This window comes from Pseudomonas benzenivorans (assembly GCF_024397895.1).
Classification (GTDB): domain Bacteria; phylum Pseudomonadota; class Gammaproteobacteria; order Pseudomonadales; family Pseudomonadaceae; genus Aquipseudomonas; species Aquipseudomonas benzenivorans_A.
In genome coordinates this window covers 2,117,781-2,133,374 of the sequence record NZ_CP073346.1, presented here as the reverse complement: position 1 = coordinate 2,133,374, position 15,594 = coordinate 2,117,781, and the positions used below count along the sequence as shown (strand labels likewise).

12 protein-coding genes are annotated in these 15,594 nt (G+C 67.9%); all 12 read left to right on the top strand.

The window, feature by feature from the left end; genetic code table 11:
- Positions 1-129: 129 nt before the first annotated feature.
- Positions 130-3,708: a DUF2339 domain-containing protein gene (locus KDW96_RS09965; RefSeq protein WP_255840252.1), complete on the top strand. Its 3,579-nt coding sequence runs from the start codon at positions 130-132 to the stop codon at positions 3,706-3,708.
- Positions 3,705-5,057, top strand: coding sequence for a DUF3999 domain-containing protein (locus KDW96_RS09960; RefSeq protein WP_255840251.1), 1,353 nt, complete (start codon positions 3,705-3,707; stop codon positions 5,055-5,057). Before KDW96_RS09965 ends, KDW96_RS09960 begins: the two co-directional genes overlap by 4 nt.
- Positions 5,058-5,169: 112 nt before the next feature.
- A complete protein-coding gene (locus KDW96_RS09955; protein WP_213639656.1) occupies positions 5,170-6,177 on the top strand; it encodes a class 1 fructose-bisphosphatase in 1,008 nt (335 codons plus the stop codon).
- Positions 6,178-6,180: 3 nt separating this feature from the next.
- Complete coding sequence (locus KDW96_RS09950; RefSeq protein WP_255840250.1) at positions 6,181-6,783, top strand: DUF924 family protein; 603 nt, start codon at positions 6,181-6,183, stop codon at positions 6,781-6,783.
- Between the two features lie 67 nt (positions 6,784-6,850).
- Positions 6,851-7,105: an outer membrane protein assembly factor BamE domain-containing protein gene (gene bamE, locus KDW96_RS09945; protein ID WP_213639654.1), complete on the top strand. Its 255-nt coding sequence runs from the start codon at positions 6,851-6,853 to the stop codon at positions 7,103-7,105.
- A 10-nt stretch (positions 7,106-7,115) separates the two neighbouring features.
- Complete coding sequence (locus KDW96_RS09940; RefSeq protein WP_255840249.1) at positions 7,116-7,673, top strand: lipocalin family protein; 558 nt, start codon at positions 7,116-7,118, stop codon at positions 7,671-7,673.
- 196 nt (positions 7,674-7,869) lie between these two features.
- A complete protein-coding gene (locus KDW96_RS09935; protein WP_255840248.1) occupies positions 7,870-8,883 on the top strand; it encodes an ABC transporter substrate-binding protein in 1,014 nt (337 codons plus the stop codon).
- A 346-nt stretch (positions 8,884-9,229) separates the two neighbouring features.
- Positions 9,230-10,894: a urocanate hydratase gene (gene hutU / locus KDW96_RS09930; protein WP_255840247.1), complete on the top strand. Its 1,665-nt coding sequence runs from the start codon at positions 9,230-9,232 to the stop codon at positions 10,892-10,894.
- 41 nt (positions 10,895-10,935) lie between these two features.
- Positions 10,936-11,904: an ABC transporter substrate-binding protein gene (locus KDW96_RS09925; RefSeq protein ID WP_255840246.1), complete on the top strand. Its 969-nt coding sequence runs from the start codon at positions 10,936-10,938 to the stop codon at positions 11,902-11,904.
- 83 nt (positions 11,905-11,987) lie between these two features.
- Positions 11,988-12,839, top strand: coding sequence for an ABC transporter permease (locus tag KDW96_RS09920; RefSeq protein ID WP_255840245.1), 852 nt, complete (start codon positions 11,988-11,990; stop codon positions 12,837-12,839).
- Positions 12,836-13,678 (top strand): quaternary amine ABC transporter ATP-binding protein, encoded by an 843-nt coding sequence (locus KDW96_RS09915; protein WP_255840244.1) that lies wholly within the window; start codon positions 12,836-12,838, stop codon positions 13,676-13,678. Before KDW96_RS09920 ends, KDW96_RS09915 begins: the two co-directional genes overlap by 4 nt.
- Positions 13,665-15,239, top strand: coding sequence for a histidine ammonia-lyase (hutH, locus tag KDW96_RS09910; protein ID WP_255840243.1), 1,575 nt, complete (start codon positions 13,665-13,667; stop codon positions 15,237-15,239). Before KDW96_RS09915 ends, hutH begins: the two co-directional genes overlap by 14 nt.
- The last annotated feature ends 355 nt before the right edge of the window (positions 15,240-15,594 follow it).

Genomic DNA, 15,594 nt, shown 5'->3' with positions numbered 1-15,594 from the left:
TGCCTTGGTCGCGGCGGACGTCTCCCTGAATAACGAGGATGTCGGCCCCTATACTGGGATATCGCCCCGGACACCGGGCTCCCGTGCAGGGACGTGGGCGAATCTGTTCAACGGATCGGGAACTGCTGCATGCAATGGATTTTCATGCTGGTTGGCGTGGTGCTGGGGACGCTGGTCGGCGAGTCGCCGAGCGCGGCGCTGCTCGGTGGCCTGCTGGGGTTGAGCCTGGGTCAGGCGTTCAGGCTGCAGGCGCTGGTGCGGCAGAACGGCGAACTGGCGGCGGAATTGAAGAACTTTGCCGCGCGTTTCGAGCGTGGCACCACGGCCGTCCACGAACGCCTGCTCAAGGTCGAGCAGGCGTTGGACAAGGCCGAGGCGGCGCAGCCCGCGCCGGGCTCCACCGGCGAAGAACCCGGCGCCGCGGCCGAGGTCGAGCTGGACTGGAGCCTCGAACTGGAGCCGCGGGCCGATGCGGCGGAGGCGAGTCCGGAGGCGGAGCCGCTCGCGGCCGTCGCCGAGGACGTTCAGTCCGCTCCCCAGGCGGCCGGCACGCCGCGGTCCGCCGAGGACGGCGGGTCCCAAGTGCCGCGCCAGCCAACGGCGCTCGACCGTGCGCTGAGCCTGGCCAAGGCCTGGCTGCTAGGCGGCAACACCGTCCTGCGGGTTGGCGTCGTGCTGCTGTTCCTCGGCCTGGCCTTCCTCCTGCGCTACGCCACCGAGGGGCTGGTGCTGCCGGTGGAGCTGCGCTATGCCGGCGTCGCGGCCAGCGCCATTGCTCTGCTTGGCCTGGGCTGGTGGCTGCGCCTGCGCAATCCCGGCTATGCCCTGATGCTCCAGGGCGCCGGGGTCGCCGTGCTCTACCTCACGGTATTCGCTGCGATGCGCCTGCACCCGCTGCTGCCCGCGAGCATGGCTTTGGCCCTGCTGGTGCTGGTGACCTGCGCCTCGGCGATCCTCGCGGTGGCGCAGAATGCCCTGGGCCTGGCCGCGGCGGCGGCCCTGGGCGGCTTCGCCGCGCCCATCCTGACCTCCACCGGCAGCGGCGACCATGTCGCGTTGTTCAGCTATTTCGCCCTGCTCAACGCCGGCATCTTCGCCATCGCCTGGTTCAAGGCCTGGCGTCTGCTCAACCTGATCGGTTTCGTCGGCACCTTCAGCATCGGCCTGGCCTGGGGCCTGCGCGCCTACACCCCGGAGTTGCTCTGGAGCACCGCGCCGTTCCTGTGGCTGTTCTTCCTGATGTACCTGGCCATCGGCCTGCTGTTTGCCCGGCGCAAGCTGCGCGAGGCAACCGCTGCCCCCGCCGAGCGCGGCGAGCTGCTGCGCTGGTCGGCCGAGCAGGGCGACTACATCGACGCCACGGTGCTGCTCGGTCCGCCCCTGATCGGTTTCGGCCTGCAGTTCGCCCTGGTGCAGCACATCGAGTTCGCCGCCGCCTTCAGCGCCTTGGGCCTGGGACTGCTGTATCTGGCCTTGGCCCGGGTGCTGGCCGGGCGTACCGCAGGGCGGGCGCTGCTGCTGGTGGAAACCTGCCTGGCCCTTGGGGTGGTGTTCGCCAGCCTGGCGATTCCCCTGGGCCTGGATGCGGGCTGGACCTCGGCGGCCTGGGCGGTGGAGGGCGCCGGTGTCTACTGGCTGGCCCTGCATCAGCGCCGCGGCCTGGCACGGGCCTTCGCCCTGCTGCTGCAATTCGGTGCGGCGCTGGCCTACCTCGGCGAGCTGCGCGGCGGCCAGGACAGCCTGTTGAGCGGCGCGGTGCTGGGCGCCCTGCTGCTCGGCGTGGCGCTGTCGTTCAGCGCCTGGCAATTGCGCCTGGCGCCGGCGGCAGCGAGCAGTACCTGGGAGCGCCGCGGCCTGCCGCTGCTGGCCGGCAGCGGCCTGGCGTTCCTCTACCTGATGGCGCCGTTGAGCTTCGCTGCCGCCGGCACGGTGATCGCCTGGGCGGCAGCGGGGTTGCTGACCCTGCTGCTCGGCCTGCGCCTGCAGGCGCGGGGCCTGCTGCTGGCGGCCTGCGCGGTTCAGCTGCTCGGCGGCCTGTTGCTTGCGCTGCAGATGGGCAGCGCGCCGCTGTTCGATGACGGGCGTGACGGAACTGCTTTGCTGGCCGCCGCACTGGTTGCCGGGCTGCTGATCGCTGGCGTGTTCGCCGCGATGCGCGTGCTGCGCCTGGGCGGAGAGCGCCGGCTGCTTTTGGGGCTGGCGGCGCTGTCGCTGCTGGGCCTGGTCTGGCTGTATCTGGCTCGGGTGCTCGGACTGCCCGGCAGTGGCGCCGTATACGGCGCCGGTGCGTTGCTGGTGCTCGGGCTCAGCCTGCACCTGCAGCAGCGTGCCGGCTTCCTCTTCGCCCTGGGACTGCAGTTCGCCTGCGCCCTGGCCGTGCTTGTCGGCCTTGAGCTGCTGCTCGTCCCGGGCGACGGCGACGGGTTGCGGCCGTTGCTCCATACCGAGTTCTGGGCCCCCGCGTCCCTGGCGCTCGCCGCGCTGTTTGCCGCGTGGTGGCTGCACATGCTGGAGCGGGGCGAGGGCTTGCCGCTGCTTGAGCGCACGGGTGCGCCGCTGGCCCTGTGGCTGCTGGTGTGGGGCGTGGCCTGGCTGGGGCTGGCGCTGGCCGCCGAGGTGTTGCGCTTCGTCGCCAGTACCGGCCTGCAGAGCAGCGCCCTGTTGCTGGCGGCCGCGCTGAGCGCGGTGCTGGCCGGGACAGTGGCGCTGCGCCGGGATTGGCCGCAGCTGGCGCTGCTCGCGTGCCTGCTGGTGCCGGTTGCGGCGGCGGTGTTGCTGCAGAGCTGGAGCTTGCGCTACCAGCCGTTGGCCCATCTCGGTTGGCTGGCCTGGCCGGTGCTGTTCGCCGCGCACTTCTGGCTACAGCGCCGCCTGGGCCCGAAGCTGCCGGGCGGCGCCCGCAGCGCGGCCCACGTATTCGGCTGCTGGTTGCTGCTGGCGGTGCTGGCCCTGGAGCTGCGCTACCAGTTCCTCGCCCTGTCCGCGCACTACAACGCCTGGCGCTGGCTCGGTTGGGCGCTGCTGCCCAGTGCCTACCTGTGGTGGATGGCGAAGCCGCAGAAGTGGCCCTGGCCGCTGGTTGAGCACCCTCGCGAGTACCGGGTGCTGGCGGCGTTGCCGCTGGCCCTGTCGATGCTCGCCTGGTTCTGGCTGGCCAACCTCGCCAGTGACGGTGGCGCCGCGCCGCTGCCCTACCTGCCGTTGCTCAACCCCCTGGAGCTGGGCCTGCTGCTCGCCCTGGCGGCGCTCTATGCCTGGTCTTCGGTGAGCCTGCCGCAGCTGGGTATGTCGGCCGCACGCGGCCGCCTGTTGCTCCAGGGACTGCTCGGCGCCTCGCTGTTCGCCCTGTTCACCGCCCTGGTGATGCGCACGGCGCACCATTGGGGCGGAGTGCCCTACCGCCTGCCGATCCTGCTCGACTCGATGCTGGTGCAGGCCGGGCTGTCCATCGTCTGGACCCTGATCGCCCTGCCGCTGATGGTCTTCGGTCACCTGCGCCAGCGCCGCGAGCTGTGGTTGCTCGGCGCGCTGCTGATCGCCGTGGTGGTGGCCAAGCTGTTCTTCGTCGAGCTGGGCAACCGCGGCGGGCTGGAGCGCATCGTGTCCTTTATCGGCGTCGGCGGGCTGCTCCTGGTGGTCGGTTATTTCGCCCCCTTGCCACCCGCCAGAAAAGACGAGGCGGGCCAGATGAAACAGGAGCAGGCATGAGCATTAACAAGCACCCTGGACGCGCCTGGCTGCTGCTTGTGGGCCTGCTGTGCAGCCTTGTCGGCCAGGCTGCGGAGCGGCCCGGCGACTACGCCTGGCAGCTGCCCCTGGCGCTGACCGGGGAGGGCCCCTGGTATCGCCTGGAACTGCCCATGGCCGTGCACCTGGCGGCTGATTTCGCCGACCTGCGCGACCTGCGGGTGTTCAACGGCGAGGGGGAGCCCCTGGCCTATGCCCTGGTGCGCAGCCCGGCCGAGGAGACCTTGCACGAGCACGAGGTGCGCTGGTTCGCGCTGCATGCCGAAGCGGACGACCTGACGGACTCGCCGGGCCTGCGCGTGCAGCGCAGCGCCAGGGGCACGCTGATCGAACTGGTCGAGACGGCTCCATCGGCGCAGGCCTCTGCCCGGCGCGGCTGGCTGCTCGATGCCAGCGCCGTCGAGGACCCCCTGGTGCGCCTGGAGCTGGACTGGAGCAGCGACCACGAGGGCTTTCAGCGCTTGCGCATCGAGGCCAGTGACGACCTGCGCACCTGGCGCTCCTGGGGGCAGGCGCAGCTGGCACGCCTGTCGTTTGCCGACGAGCGCATCGAACGGCGTCAGATCGACTTGCCGGGCCGGCAGGCGCGCTACCTGCGGCTGATGTGGGAGAGCCCGCGAGAGGCGCCGCCACTGACCGTCGCGCGCCTGTTCAGTCGGCCAGCGGGCAGCCTGTCGTTGCCGTTGGTGTGGTCCGAGCCGCTGCCGGCCGACCGCGCCGCCGACGACTCTTTCCGCTGGAAGTTGCCACGCACGTTGCCGGTGCAGCGGATCCGCCTCGAACTGGGCCAGGACAACCGCCTGGTGCCGGTGCGGGTCAGTGGCCGCGGTGGCGGTCAGGGCCGCTGGCGGACACTGGGCAGCGGCCTGCTCTATCGCCTGCCGGAGCCGGAGGGCGAGCAGCGACAGGATGAACTGGCCCTGCCCGGTGTCGCCGTGCAGCAGCTGCGCCTGCAGGTGGACGCGCGCGGCGGCGGGCTGGGCGCCGCGCCATTCCTGCGGATCGGCGTGCGCGCCACCCACCTGGTGTTTCTCGGCCGTGGCAGCCCGCCCTATCGGCTGGCGCTGGGCAATGCCGACGCGGTGTCGGCGGCCCTGCCTCTGGAAACGCTGATTCCGGGCTTTCGTCCGCAGCGCCTGGAACAGCTCGCCTCGGCCGAGGTGGTGGCGGGCGCCAAGGTGCAGGCGATGTCGCCGCCGGGCTCCGCTCCGGACTGGAAGCGCTGGGGCTTGTGGGTCGTGCTGCTGCTGGGCGTGGCGGTGCTGGGCCTGATGGCCGCCAGCTTGCTGCGCCGGGCACCCAGCCATTGAGCTCAAGCCCGCGATGGAGGCCTGCTCCGGGGCCTTCCATCCACCTGCTGAGGCGCCGAAGCCGATAAAGGGTTAAACTGCGCGCGATTTTTCTTCCTTCCCGGAGCCGTCCATGTCCCGCGTTACCCTGAGCCGCTATCTGATCGAGCAGACCCGCAGCCACAACACCCCCGCCGATCTGCGTTTCCTTATCGAAGTGGTGGCACGGGCCTGCAAGGCGATCAGCCATCAGGTGTCCAAGGGCGCCCTGGGCGGCGTGCTCGGCAGCATGGAAACCGAGAACGTACAGGGCGAGGTGCAGAAGAAGCTCGACGTGCTGTCCAACGAGATCCTCCTGGAAGCCAACGAGTGGGGCGGCCACCTGGCCGGCATGGCCTCCGAAGAGATGGACAACGCCTACCAGATTCCCGGCCGCTACCCCAAGGGCGCCTACCTGCTGGTATTCGACCCGCTGGACGGCTCGTCGAACATCGACGTCAACGTCTCGGTCGGCACCATCTTCTCGGTACTGCGCTGCCCCGAGCGCAATGGCGATGTGGGGGACCTGGGCGAGGACGCCTTCCTCCAGCCGGGCACCCAGCAGGTCGCCGCCGGCTACGCCATCTACGGCCCGCAGACCATGCTGCTGCTGACCCTGGGCAACGGCGTCAAGGGCTTTACCCTGGACCGCGAGCTGGGCAGCTTCGTGCTGACCCACGACAACATCAAGGTGCCGGAGACCACCAAGGAATTCGCCATCAACATGTCCAACCAGCGCCACTGGGAGGCGCCGGTGCAGCGTTACGTCGGCGAGCTGCTGGCCGGCGAGACCGGGCCGCTGGAGAAGAACTACAACATGCGCTGGATCGCCTCGATGGTGGCCGACGTGCACCGCATCCTCACCCGCGGCGGCATCTTCATGTACCCGCGCGACGCCCGCGAGCCGGAGAAGCCCGGCAAGCTGCGCCTGATGTACGAGGCCAACCCGATGTCCTTCATCATCGAGCAGGCCGGCGGTGCCGCCACCAACGGCACCCAGCGCATTCTCGACATCCAGCCGAGCTCGCTGCACCAGCGGGTGGCGGTGTTCCTCGGCTCCAAGCAGGAAGTCGAGCGCGTTACCGCCTACCACCAGGAGTGAACCATGAGCGCGCCCTGGCAGCCTCTGCTCGACTGGTGGTTCGGCCCCCTGACGACGGCGGGCGAGGTGGCCGCGGCGCGCTCCGGGCTGTGGTTCGGCAAGCGTGACAGCCAGGATGCCGAGGCCCGCGAACGCTTCGGTGCCCTGGTCGAGCAGGCCCTGGCCGGTGGTCTCGGCGACTGGGCCGAGCAGGCCGAAGGCTGGCTGGCGCTGACCCTGCTGCTCGACCAGCTGCCGCGCATGATCCATCGTGACGACCCGCGCGCCTTCGCCGGTGACGCCCGTGCCCGCCAGCTGGTGCTGGACGGCCTGGATGGCGAGCGCGAAGCGGCGCTGGCGCCGATCCAGCGGGTGTTCATCTACCTGGTGCTGGAGCACGCCGAGGACCTGCTGCTGCAGGACGAGGCGGTGCGACGCTTCAGTCGCCTGCTCGATGCCGCGCCTGCCGCCGAGCACAAGCTGTTCGCCGATTACCTCGATTACGCCGAACGCCACCAGCGAATAATCGCCCGCTTCGCCCGCTTTCCCCATCGCAATGCGATTCTCGGTCGCGCCTCGAGCGAGGAGGAACTGCGCTTCCTCGAGGAACCCGGCTCGCGCTTCTGACGTCCAACCGAGCGTATCGCGGGCCTGCATCAGGCGGGCTCGAACCTTTATCCAGCGGAGTCCCTGCATGTCGTTTCGCGCCCTCGCCCTGATCGCAGCTTCTGTGCTGCTGGTCGCCTGCAACAAGGTCAACCAGGCCAACTACTCGAAACTGCAGGCCGGCATGAGCAAGCCCGAGGTCGAGCAGCTGCTCGGTGCGCCCAGCGAATGCGCCGGCGCCCTGGGCATCACCAGCTGCACCTGGGGCGACGAGCAGAGCTTCATCAGCGTGCAGTTCGCCGGCGATCAGGTGCTGATGTTCTCCGGCAAGGGACTCAAGTAAGGAGGTCAGGATGCGTGGCGTGTTGAGTGTGATGATGGCGGCGCTGCTGGCAGGCTGCGTCAACTCCGGCACCGGGCCGGTGCCGCCGCAGACCGTCGACGCCGTCGATCTGCAGCGCTACCAGGGCACCTGGTACGAGTGGGCACGCCTGCCCATGTTCTTCCAGCGCAACTGCGCCCAGTCCGAGGCGCATTATGCCCTGCAGGCCGACGGCAGCCTGGCGGTGGTCAACCGCTGCCGTACCCGGGAGGGCGAGTGGCAGCAGGTCGAAGGCGTGGCCGTGCCGCAGGTGGCGGGCGAGACCGACAAGCTGTGGGTGCGTTTCGACAACTGGTTCAGCCGCCTGCTGCCCGGCGTGGCGCAAGGCGAGTACTGGCTACTCTATCTCGACGACGACTACCAGAGCGCCCTGGTCGGCCATCCCGATCGCGACTACCTGTGGCTGCTGGCGCGCAGCCCGCAAGTCGATCCGGCGCTGCGCGACAATCTGCTACAGGTGGCGCGCGAGCAGGGCTATGACACCGAGGCCCTGATCTGGCGGACGGCGGACGGCGAGATCAAGCCCTAGCCGCCCAGCGGAGCCATTCGCACCGCAACGGGTCGTTGGGCCGCTTCGCGCCGAGCTCGCGGCTGCTCGGCGTCCGCCAGATCGCGGAAAAACTGGGCAAATCTGCCGCCCGGGTCTAAACCCTTGGTAGTCGTCTGCCGCTGGCTCTCAGCCAGGGCAGAGGCGACATCCCCTTGCGGTTGACCGGGAGATTGCCATGCCGCTGCTTCGTCCTGTATTCGCTGTGCTGACCCTGGTGGGGGTGCTGGCTTGCGCCCCTGCACTGGCCGCGCCGGCCCCCTGCCCCTATCCGAGCACCGTGGTGTTCGCCGGGCTCAACTGGGAAAGCGGCATGTTCGCCACCCAGGTGCTGCGCGATCTGCTGGAGAAGGGCTATGGCTGTCAGACCGACGCGTTGCCGGGCAACACCCTGACCATGGAGAACGCACTTAAGCAGAACGATGTGCAGGTGATCGCCGAGCAATGGGCCGGGCGCAGCGAGATCTGGCGCAAGGCCGAGGAGGCCGGCGAGGTGTTCGCCGTCGGCGAGCCGGTACAGGGGGCGACCGAGGGCTGGTGGGTGCCCGAGTATCTGGTCAAGGGGGGCGATGCTCCGGCGGCCGGGCTCAAGTCGGTGAGTGACCTGCCGCGCTACAAGGCGCTGTTCCGCGACCCCGAGGAGCCGGACAAGGGGCGCTTCTACAACTGCCCGAGCGGCTGGACTTGTGCCGTGGTCAACTCGCAGAAGCTCAAGGCCTACGGGTTGACGGACAGCTACGTGAACTTCCGCACCGGCGCCGGGCCGGCACTGGACGCGGCGATCAGCTCGGCGATCCGCCGGCAGGAGCCGATCCTCTTCTACTACTGGTCGCCAACGCCGCTGATGGGGCGTTACGACCTGGTGCAGCTGGAGGAGCCGCCGTTCGACCCCAAGGCCTGGGCAACCCTGATCGACGGCAATCATCCCAACCCCGTCGGCAGCCGCTCGCTGCCGGCGAAGATCTCCATCGGCGTCTCCCGCGACTTCCATGCCAGCGCCCCCGAGCTGGTCAAGGTATTCGACAAGGTGCAGATTCCCCTGCCGCTGTTCAACGCCATCCTCGCCGGGATGTCCGAGCAGCACAGCGAGGCCGAGGACGTCAGTCGGCAGTTCTACCGCGAGCACCGGGATATCTGGTCGACCTGGGTCCCGGCCGAGGTCGCGGCGCGGATCGACGCGGCCCTGAACTGAGTAGCCTTGTTACCGCGGGCCCCATCTTGGTGCTCGCATTGCTCCCTATCTGCGCGCCGCGCCGCTCGGGTAACAGGCGTGCCTGGGTTGCCCGTATCGATCTGGCGGGACTGACCGGTCACATTTCCTAGAGTATTCGAGCCCTTCGGCGATTTGGCGATGAGCTTGCCAATGTCAGTCATGTGTTGGCCCCTTGCTTGCATATGCTTGTGTGTACAAGTAAAGGGGTGTCTGGCTCGGTACGTCGCCGCCGCGGCCTTGCTGCCGGGGAAAGTGCCTAGAGTTTGAGTGCCTGCAAGCACGATCTAGCCATGCCAGCGTTAGGATTCTTTTCGAGAAATCAGCAATGAGCCAATTCCGTGACACCGAAATCCGCGCCCCGCGCGGCACCCAGCTGAACGCCAAGAGCTGGCTGACCGAGGCGCCGCTGCGCATGCTGATGAACAACCTCGACCCGGACGTGGCGGAGAACCCCAAGGAACTGGTGGTCTACGGCGGCATCGGCCGGGCCGCGCGCAACTGGGAGTGCTTCGATGCCATCGTCGAGTCGCTGAAGCAGCTCAACGACGACGAGACCCTGCTGGTGCAGTCGGGCAAGCCGGTCGGCGTGTTCAAGACCCACAGCAACGCGCCGCGGGTGCTGATCGCCAATTCCAACCTGGTGCCGCACTGGGCCACCTGGGAACACTTCAACGAGCTGGACGCGAAGGGCCTGGCGATGTACGGCCAGATGACCGCCGGCAGCTGGATCTACATCGGCAGCCAGGGCATCGTCCAGGGCACCTACGAGACCTTCGTCGAGGCCGGCCGCCAGCACTACGGCGGCGACCTCAAGGGCAAGTGGGTGCTGACCGCCGGCCTCGGCGGCATGGGCGGCGCCCAGCCCCTGGCCGCCACCCTGGCCGGCGCGACTTCGCTCACCATCGAATGCCAGCAGAGCCGCATCGACTTCCGCCTGAAGACCCGCTACGTCGACGAGCAGGCCCAGGACCTGGACGACGCCCTGGCGCGCATCGACAAGTACTGCGCCGAAGGCCAGGCCATCTCCATTGCCCTGCACGGCAACGCCGCCGAGCTCCTCCCTGAGCTGGTCAAGCGCGGTGTGCGCCCGGACATGGTCACCGACCAGACCAGCGCCCACGACCCGCTCAACGGCTACCTGCCCATCGGCTGGAGCTGGGAGCAGTACCGCGAGCGCGCCCAGCGCGAGCCGGCGGCGGTGGTCAAGGCCGCCAAGCAGTCCATGGCCGTGCACGTGCAGGCCATGCTCGACTTGCAGAAGCAGGGCGTGCCGACCTTCGACTACGGCAACAACATCCGCCAGATGGCGCTGGAGGAGGGCGTCGAGCACGCTTTCGACTTCCCCGGCTTCGTCCCGGCCTATATCCGTCCGCTGTTCTGCCGCGGCGTCGGCCCGTTCCGCTGGGCCGCGCTGTCCGGCGACCCCGAGGACATCTACAAGACCGACGCCAAGGTCAAGGAGCTGATCGCCGACGACGCCCACCTGCACCACTGGCTGGACATGGCCCGCGAGCGCATCGCCTTCCAGGGCCTGCCGGCGCGAATCTGCTGGGTCGGCCTGGGCCAGCGCGCCAAGCTCGGCCTGGCGTTCAACGAGATGGTCCGCAGCGGCGAACTCTCCGCGCCGGTGGTGATCGGTCGCGACCACCTGGACTCCGGCTCGGTGGCCAGCCCCAACCGCGAGACCGAAGCCATGCAGGACGGCTCCGACGCCGTGTCCGACTGGCCGCTGCTCAACGCCCTGCTCAATACCGCCAGCGGCGCCACCTGGGTCTCGCTGCACCACGGCGGCGGCGTCGGCATGGGCTTCTCCCAGCACGCCGGGATGGTGATCGTCTGCGACGGCACTGACGAGGCCGCCGAGCGCATCGCCCGGGTGCTGCACAACGACCCGGCAAGCGGCGTAATGCGACATGCCGACGCCGGCTATCCGATCGCCATCGACTGCGCCCGCGAGCAGGGGCTCAATCTGCCCATGCTCGGGGCTTGAACCTGCACCACCGTTAACATCCATGCATTAGGAGTGACGCGATGAAAAGCAACAAGAAGCTGCTGAACACCTTGCTGTCTCTGGGCCTGTTGGCCGGTTCGGTTTCCGCGCAGGCCGCCGGCTGGTGCGAGTCCGGCAAGCCGGTGAAGTTTGCCGGGCTCAACTGGGAGAGCGGCATGCTGCTCACCGATGTCATCCAGATCGTGCTCAAGGAAGGCTACGGCTGCAAAACCGACAGCCTGCCGGGCAACTCCATCACCATGGAACAGGCCCTGAGCACCAACGACATCCAAGTGTTCGCCGAGGAATGGGTGGGGCGCAGCGATGTGTGGAACAAGGCGGCGGCGGCGGGCAAGGTGGTCGGTGTCGGCGCGCCTATCGTCGGCGCTGACGAGGGCTGGTACGTGCCGCGTTATCTGGTGGAGGGCGATGCCAACCGCAAGCTGGAAGCCAAGACCCCGAATCTCAAGAAGGTTGCCGATCTGGCCCTGTACACCGAGGTGTTCCGCGATCCCGAGGAGCCGGCCAAGGGCCGCTTCTACAACTGCCCGGCCGGTTGGAGCTGCGAGCAGGAGAACAGCAAGAAGCTGAAGGATTCGGGCCTGGAAGAGAAGTTCACCAACTTCCGCCCTGGCACCGGTCCGGCACTGGATGCCGCGGTGCTGTCCAGCTACAAGCGTGGCGAGCCGATCCTGTTCTACTACTGGTCGCCGACTCCGCTGATGGGCCAGGTCGATCTGGTCAAGCTGGAGGACGAGCCGGGTCACGCGAACAGCATCTCCATCCAGATTGGCCTGTCCAAGGAGTTCCATGAGCAGGCGCCGGAACTGGTCGCCGTGCTCGAGCAGGTGAACGTGCCGATCGACGTGCTCAACCAGAACCTCGGGCGCATGGCCAAGGACCGGATCGAGTCGCCGGTGCTGGCCAAGGCCTTCCTCAAGGAAAACCCGGGGATCTGGCACCGCTGGGTGAGTGAGGACGCGGCGAGAAAGATCGAAGCGAGCCTGTAGCAAGCTGAGTCCGGGAGGGCCTGGGCGGCCCTCCCGGCGGCTGTGATGAGCGGCCTCCCCGGCCAGTCGACCGAGAGCACTCTATGTTTCCCGAGCAATTTACATTCTCCATCGCCAACCTGGTCAATGACTGGGTCGACGCCTTGGTGGTCAATTACGGCGATGTGTTCCGGCAGATCTCGGACTCCGTGCTGTGGGTCATCGTCAACCTCGAGGGCTACCTGCGCGCAACGCCCTGGTGGCTGATGCTCGGCATCTTCGCCGCCATCGCCTGGCATGCGACCCGGCGGGCGCTGCCGACGGTGGTCATCGTCGGCCTGCTGTTTCTGGTTGGCGCAGTGGGGCTGTGGGACAAGCTGATGCAGACCCTGGCGCTGATGCTGGTGGCGACGCTGATCGCGGTGTTGATCGGCATACCCCTGGGGATTCTTTCGGCCCGCAGCGATCGGCTGCGGACCCTGCTGATGCCGCTGCTCGACATCATGCAGACCATGCCCAGCTTCGTGTACCTGATCCCGGTGCTGATGCTGTTCGGCCTGGGCAAGGTGCCGGCCATCTTCGCCACCGTGATCTATGCCGCACCGCCACTGATCCGGCTCACCGACCTGGGGATCCGCCAGGTCGATCGCGAGGTCATGGAAGCGGTCAACGCCTTCGGCGCCAGTCGCTGGCAGCAGCTGTTCGGCGTGCAGCTGCCCCTGGCGCTGCCAAGCATCATGGCGGGGCTCAACCAGACCACCATGATGGCCCTGTCGATGGTGGTGATCGCCTCGATGATCGGTGCCCGCGGCCTGGGTGAAGACGTTCTGGTCGGCATCCAGACCCTGAACGTCGGCAAGGGCCTGGAAGCCGGCCTGGCGATCGTCATCCTCGCCGTGGTCATCGACCGCATCACCCAGGCCTACGGGCGCTCGCGGCACGAGGTCAGCCAATGAGCAAGATAGTGGTCAAGAACGTCTTCAAGATCTTCGGTTCGCGGGCCGATGAGGCCCTGGCGCTGATCCGCGAAGGCAAGAGCAAGGACCAGGTGCTGGCGAAGACCAGCTGCGTGGTCGGGGTGAACGACCTGTCCCTGTCCATCGAGCCGGGCGAGATCTTCGTCATCATGGGCCTGTCCGGCTCGGGCAAGTCGACCCTGGTGCGCCATTTCAACCGCCTGATCGACCCGACCAGCGGCGAGATACTGGTCGATGGCGAGGACATCCTGCGCTACGACAGGCAGGCATTGCGGCAGTTTCGCCGCAGCAAGATCAGCATGGTGTTCCAGAGCTTCGGCCTGCTGCCGCACAAGACCGTGCTGGACAACGTCGCCTACGGTCTCAAGGTGCGTGGCGAGGGCAAGGCCCGCTGCGTCGAGCGGGCGCAGCACTGGATCACCATGGTCGGCCTCAAAGGCTACGAGAAGTCCTATCCCCATCAGCTCTCCGGTGGCATGCGCCAGCGGGTCGGCCTGGCCCGGGCACTCGCCTCGGACACCGACATCATCCTCATGGATGAGGCCTTCAGCGCCCTCGACCCGCTGATTCGCGCGGAGATGCAGGATCAGTTGCTGGAGCTGCAGAAAGGTCTGCGCAAGACCATCGTTTTCATCACCCACGACCTCGACGAAGCGGTACGCATCGGCAACCGCATCGCCATCCTTAAAGATGGCCGCCTGATTCAAGTGGGTACCCCCCGGGAAATCCTCTATCAACCCGCCGACGAATACGTCGACCGTTTCGTCCAGCGCCATGTGGCCACCCTTGAAGGAAACCTCCTAGATGTCGTCAGTTGAATCCATTGGTTCGCAAGCAAGCAGCGCTCCGTCGACAGTTGAACAGGTCGTCATTGGTGATGCCCCGCTGCGCTGGCAGGATGTGGTCGCCGTGGCGCGCCGTCGGGCGCCGCTGGAACTGTCCGAGCAGGCCTGGGCGCGTATCGACAACGCGCGCGCGATCGTCGAGCGCATCGTCGCCAGTGGCGAGCGCGCCTACGGCGTCAACACCGGTCTCGGCGCACTGTGCAATGTGACCCTGCAGGGCGAACAGCTGGCCGCGCTCTCCTACAACACCCTGGTCAGTCATGCCTGCGGCGTCGGTGCGCCCCTCACCGAGGAGCAGACCCGGGCGATCATCTGCGCCGCCATCAGCAACTTCAGCCAGGGCAAGTCCGGCCTGCAGCGACACCTGGTCCAGGGCTTGCTGGACCTGCTCAATCGCGGCATCACCCCGCTGGTGCCTGCCCAGGGATCGGTGGGCTACCTGACCCACATGGCCCACATTGGCATCAGCCTGCTCGGCATCGGCGAGGTGACCTACAAGGGACAGGTCGTGCCAGCCAGCCAGGCCCTGGAAGCCGAGGGGCTGGCGCCGGTTCGGCTGGGCGCCAAGGATGGGCTCAGCCTGGTCAACGGTCCTCCCTGCATGACCGGGCTGAGCTGCCTGGCGCTGGATGACGCGACGCGCCTGGTGGGTTGGGCCGACGTGGTGGGCGCCATGAGCTTCGAGGCCCTTGGCGGGCAGATCGATGCCTATGACCCGGAGATCCTCGCGCTCAAGCCCCATGCCGGCATGCAGACGGTGGGCGCCAACCTGCGCGCGCTGCTGGCCGGCAGTGAGGTGGTGGCGGGCAACCGCGGCATACGTACCCAGGATGCCCTGAGCATTCGTTCCATTCCCCAGGTGCACGGCGCCTGCCGCGATCAGCTGCAGCATGCCGCGCGGCAGATCGAGATCGAACTGAACTCGGCGAACGACAACCCGCTGGTGCTGGGGACGCCGGATGACTACCGGGTGGTCATGCAAGCCAACCCCCATGGCCAGTCGGTGGCCATGGCCGCGGACCTGATGGCCATCGCCATGACCGAGATCGGCGGCATTTCCGAGCGCCGCCAGGACCGCCTGGTCAACCCGTTGATCAGCGGCCTTCCGGCCTTTCTGGTCAGCCAGCCGGGGGTGAACAACGGGATGATGATCGTCCAGTACGTGGCGGCTTCGCTGTGCGCGGAGAATCGTCAGTTGGCGCAGCCGGCGGTGGTGGACAACTTCGTCACCTCCGCGCTGCAGGAGGACCACCTGAGCATGGGCACCAATGCCGCGCTGAAGCTGCACAAAGTGCTGGAAAACTGCGCGCAGATTCTTGCCATCGAATACCTGTTGGCGGCCCAGGCGTTCGAGTTCATCAAGGACCGAGGCTTCGGTGCGGGCACCGGCTACGCCTGGCAGTTGCTGCGCCAGCGTGTCCCGGCGTTCGATCAGGACCGCTGGCTGGCCCCGGACATCGCCAGTGCGGCCAGGCTGATGCGCGAAGAGGCTGTGCGCGGTGAGCTGAGCATGAAGCTGAGCGCCTTGGGCTGACAGCGCCCCGTTATCGCCGGCACGCTTTGGCTTTGTGCAGCGATTATCGGCAGTTAGTCGCAGCGCCGTGTGATTCCACCGGGGCCGGCATCACGTCGGCCCCGTTTCAAGGTCTGCCCCAGAGCGCTCAGGCTCGCCGAGGTCCTCAGCCACTGCGACGGAGGATCAAGTTGTATCCACCCGCGCTGGACCAGTGCATGGGCCGTCGGCCTGCAGCAGCTCGCCTCACGACCGCTTCTCCGGTGGTCATGCGTGCCCCCGCTCGGGGCAGTCGCAGCAGTGAAGCCATCCGGCACTGCTGAAGCTGACACAAGGAGCCGGAAAATAGACTAATGCCTTCCGCCTATCTCCCGGG

Bases quoted from the DNA above. Each gene is read 5' to 3' on its own strand.
- KDW96_RS09920 (WP_255840245.1), top strand. From the start codon at position 11,988: ATGTTTCCCGAGCAATTTACATTCTCCATCGCCAACCTGGTCAATGAC.
- bamE (WP_213639654.1), top strand. From the start codon at position 6,851: ATGTCGTTTCGCGCCCTCGCCCTGATCGCAGCTTCTGTGCTGCTGGTC.
- KDW96_RS09915 (WP_255840244.1), top strand. From the start codon at position 12,836: ATGAGCAAGATAGTGGTCAAGAACGTCTTCAAGATCTTCGGTTCGCGG.
- KDW96_RS09925 (WP_255840246.1), top strand. From the start codon at position 10,936: ATGAAAAGCAACAAGAAGCTGCTGAACACCTTGCTGTCTCTGGGCCTG.
- KDW96_RS09965 (WP_255840252.1), top strand. From the start codon at position 130: ATGCAATGGATTTTCATGCTGGTTGGCGTGGTGCTGGGGACGCTGGTC.
- hutH (WP_255840243.1), top strand. From the start codon at position 13,665: ATGTCGTCAGTTGAATCCATTGGTTCGCAAGCAAGCAGCGCTCCGTCG.
- hutU (WP_255840247.1), top strand. From the start codon at position 9,230: ATGAGCCAATTCCGTGACACCGAAATCCGCGCCCCGCGCGGCACCCAG.
- KDW96_RS09960 (WP_255840251.1), top strand. From the start codon at position 3,705: ATGAGCATTAACAAGCACCCTGGACGCGCCTGGCTGCTGCTTGTGGGC.
- KDW96_RS09950 (WP_255840250.1), top strand. From the start codon at position 6,181: ATGAGCGCGCCCTGGCAGCCTCTGCTCGACTGGTGGTTCGGCCCCCTG.
- KDW96_RS09955 (WP_213639656.1), top strand. From the start codon at position 5,170: ATGTCCCGCGTTACCCTGAGCCGCTATCTGATCGAGCAGACCCGCAGC.
- KDW96_RS09940 (WP_255840249.1), top strand. From the start codon at position 7,116: ATGCGTGGCGTGTTGAGTGTGATGATGGCGGCGCTGCTGGCAGGCTGC.
- KDW96_RS09935 (WP_255840248.1), top strand. From the start codon at position 7,870: ATGCCGCTGCTTCGTCCTGTATTCGCTGTGCTGACCCTGGTGGGGGTG.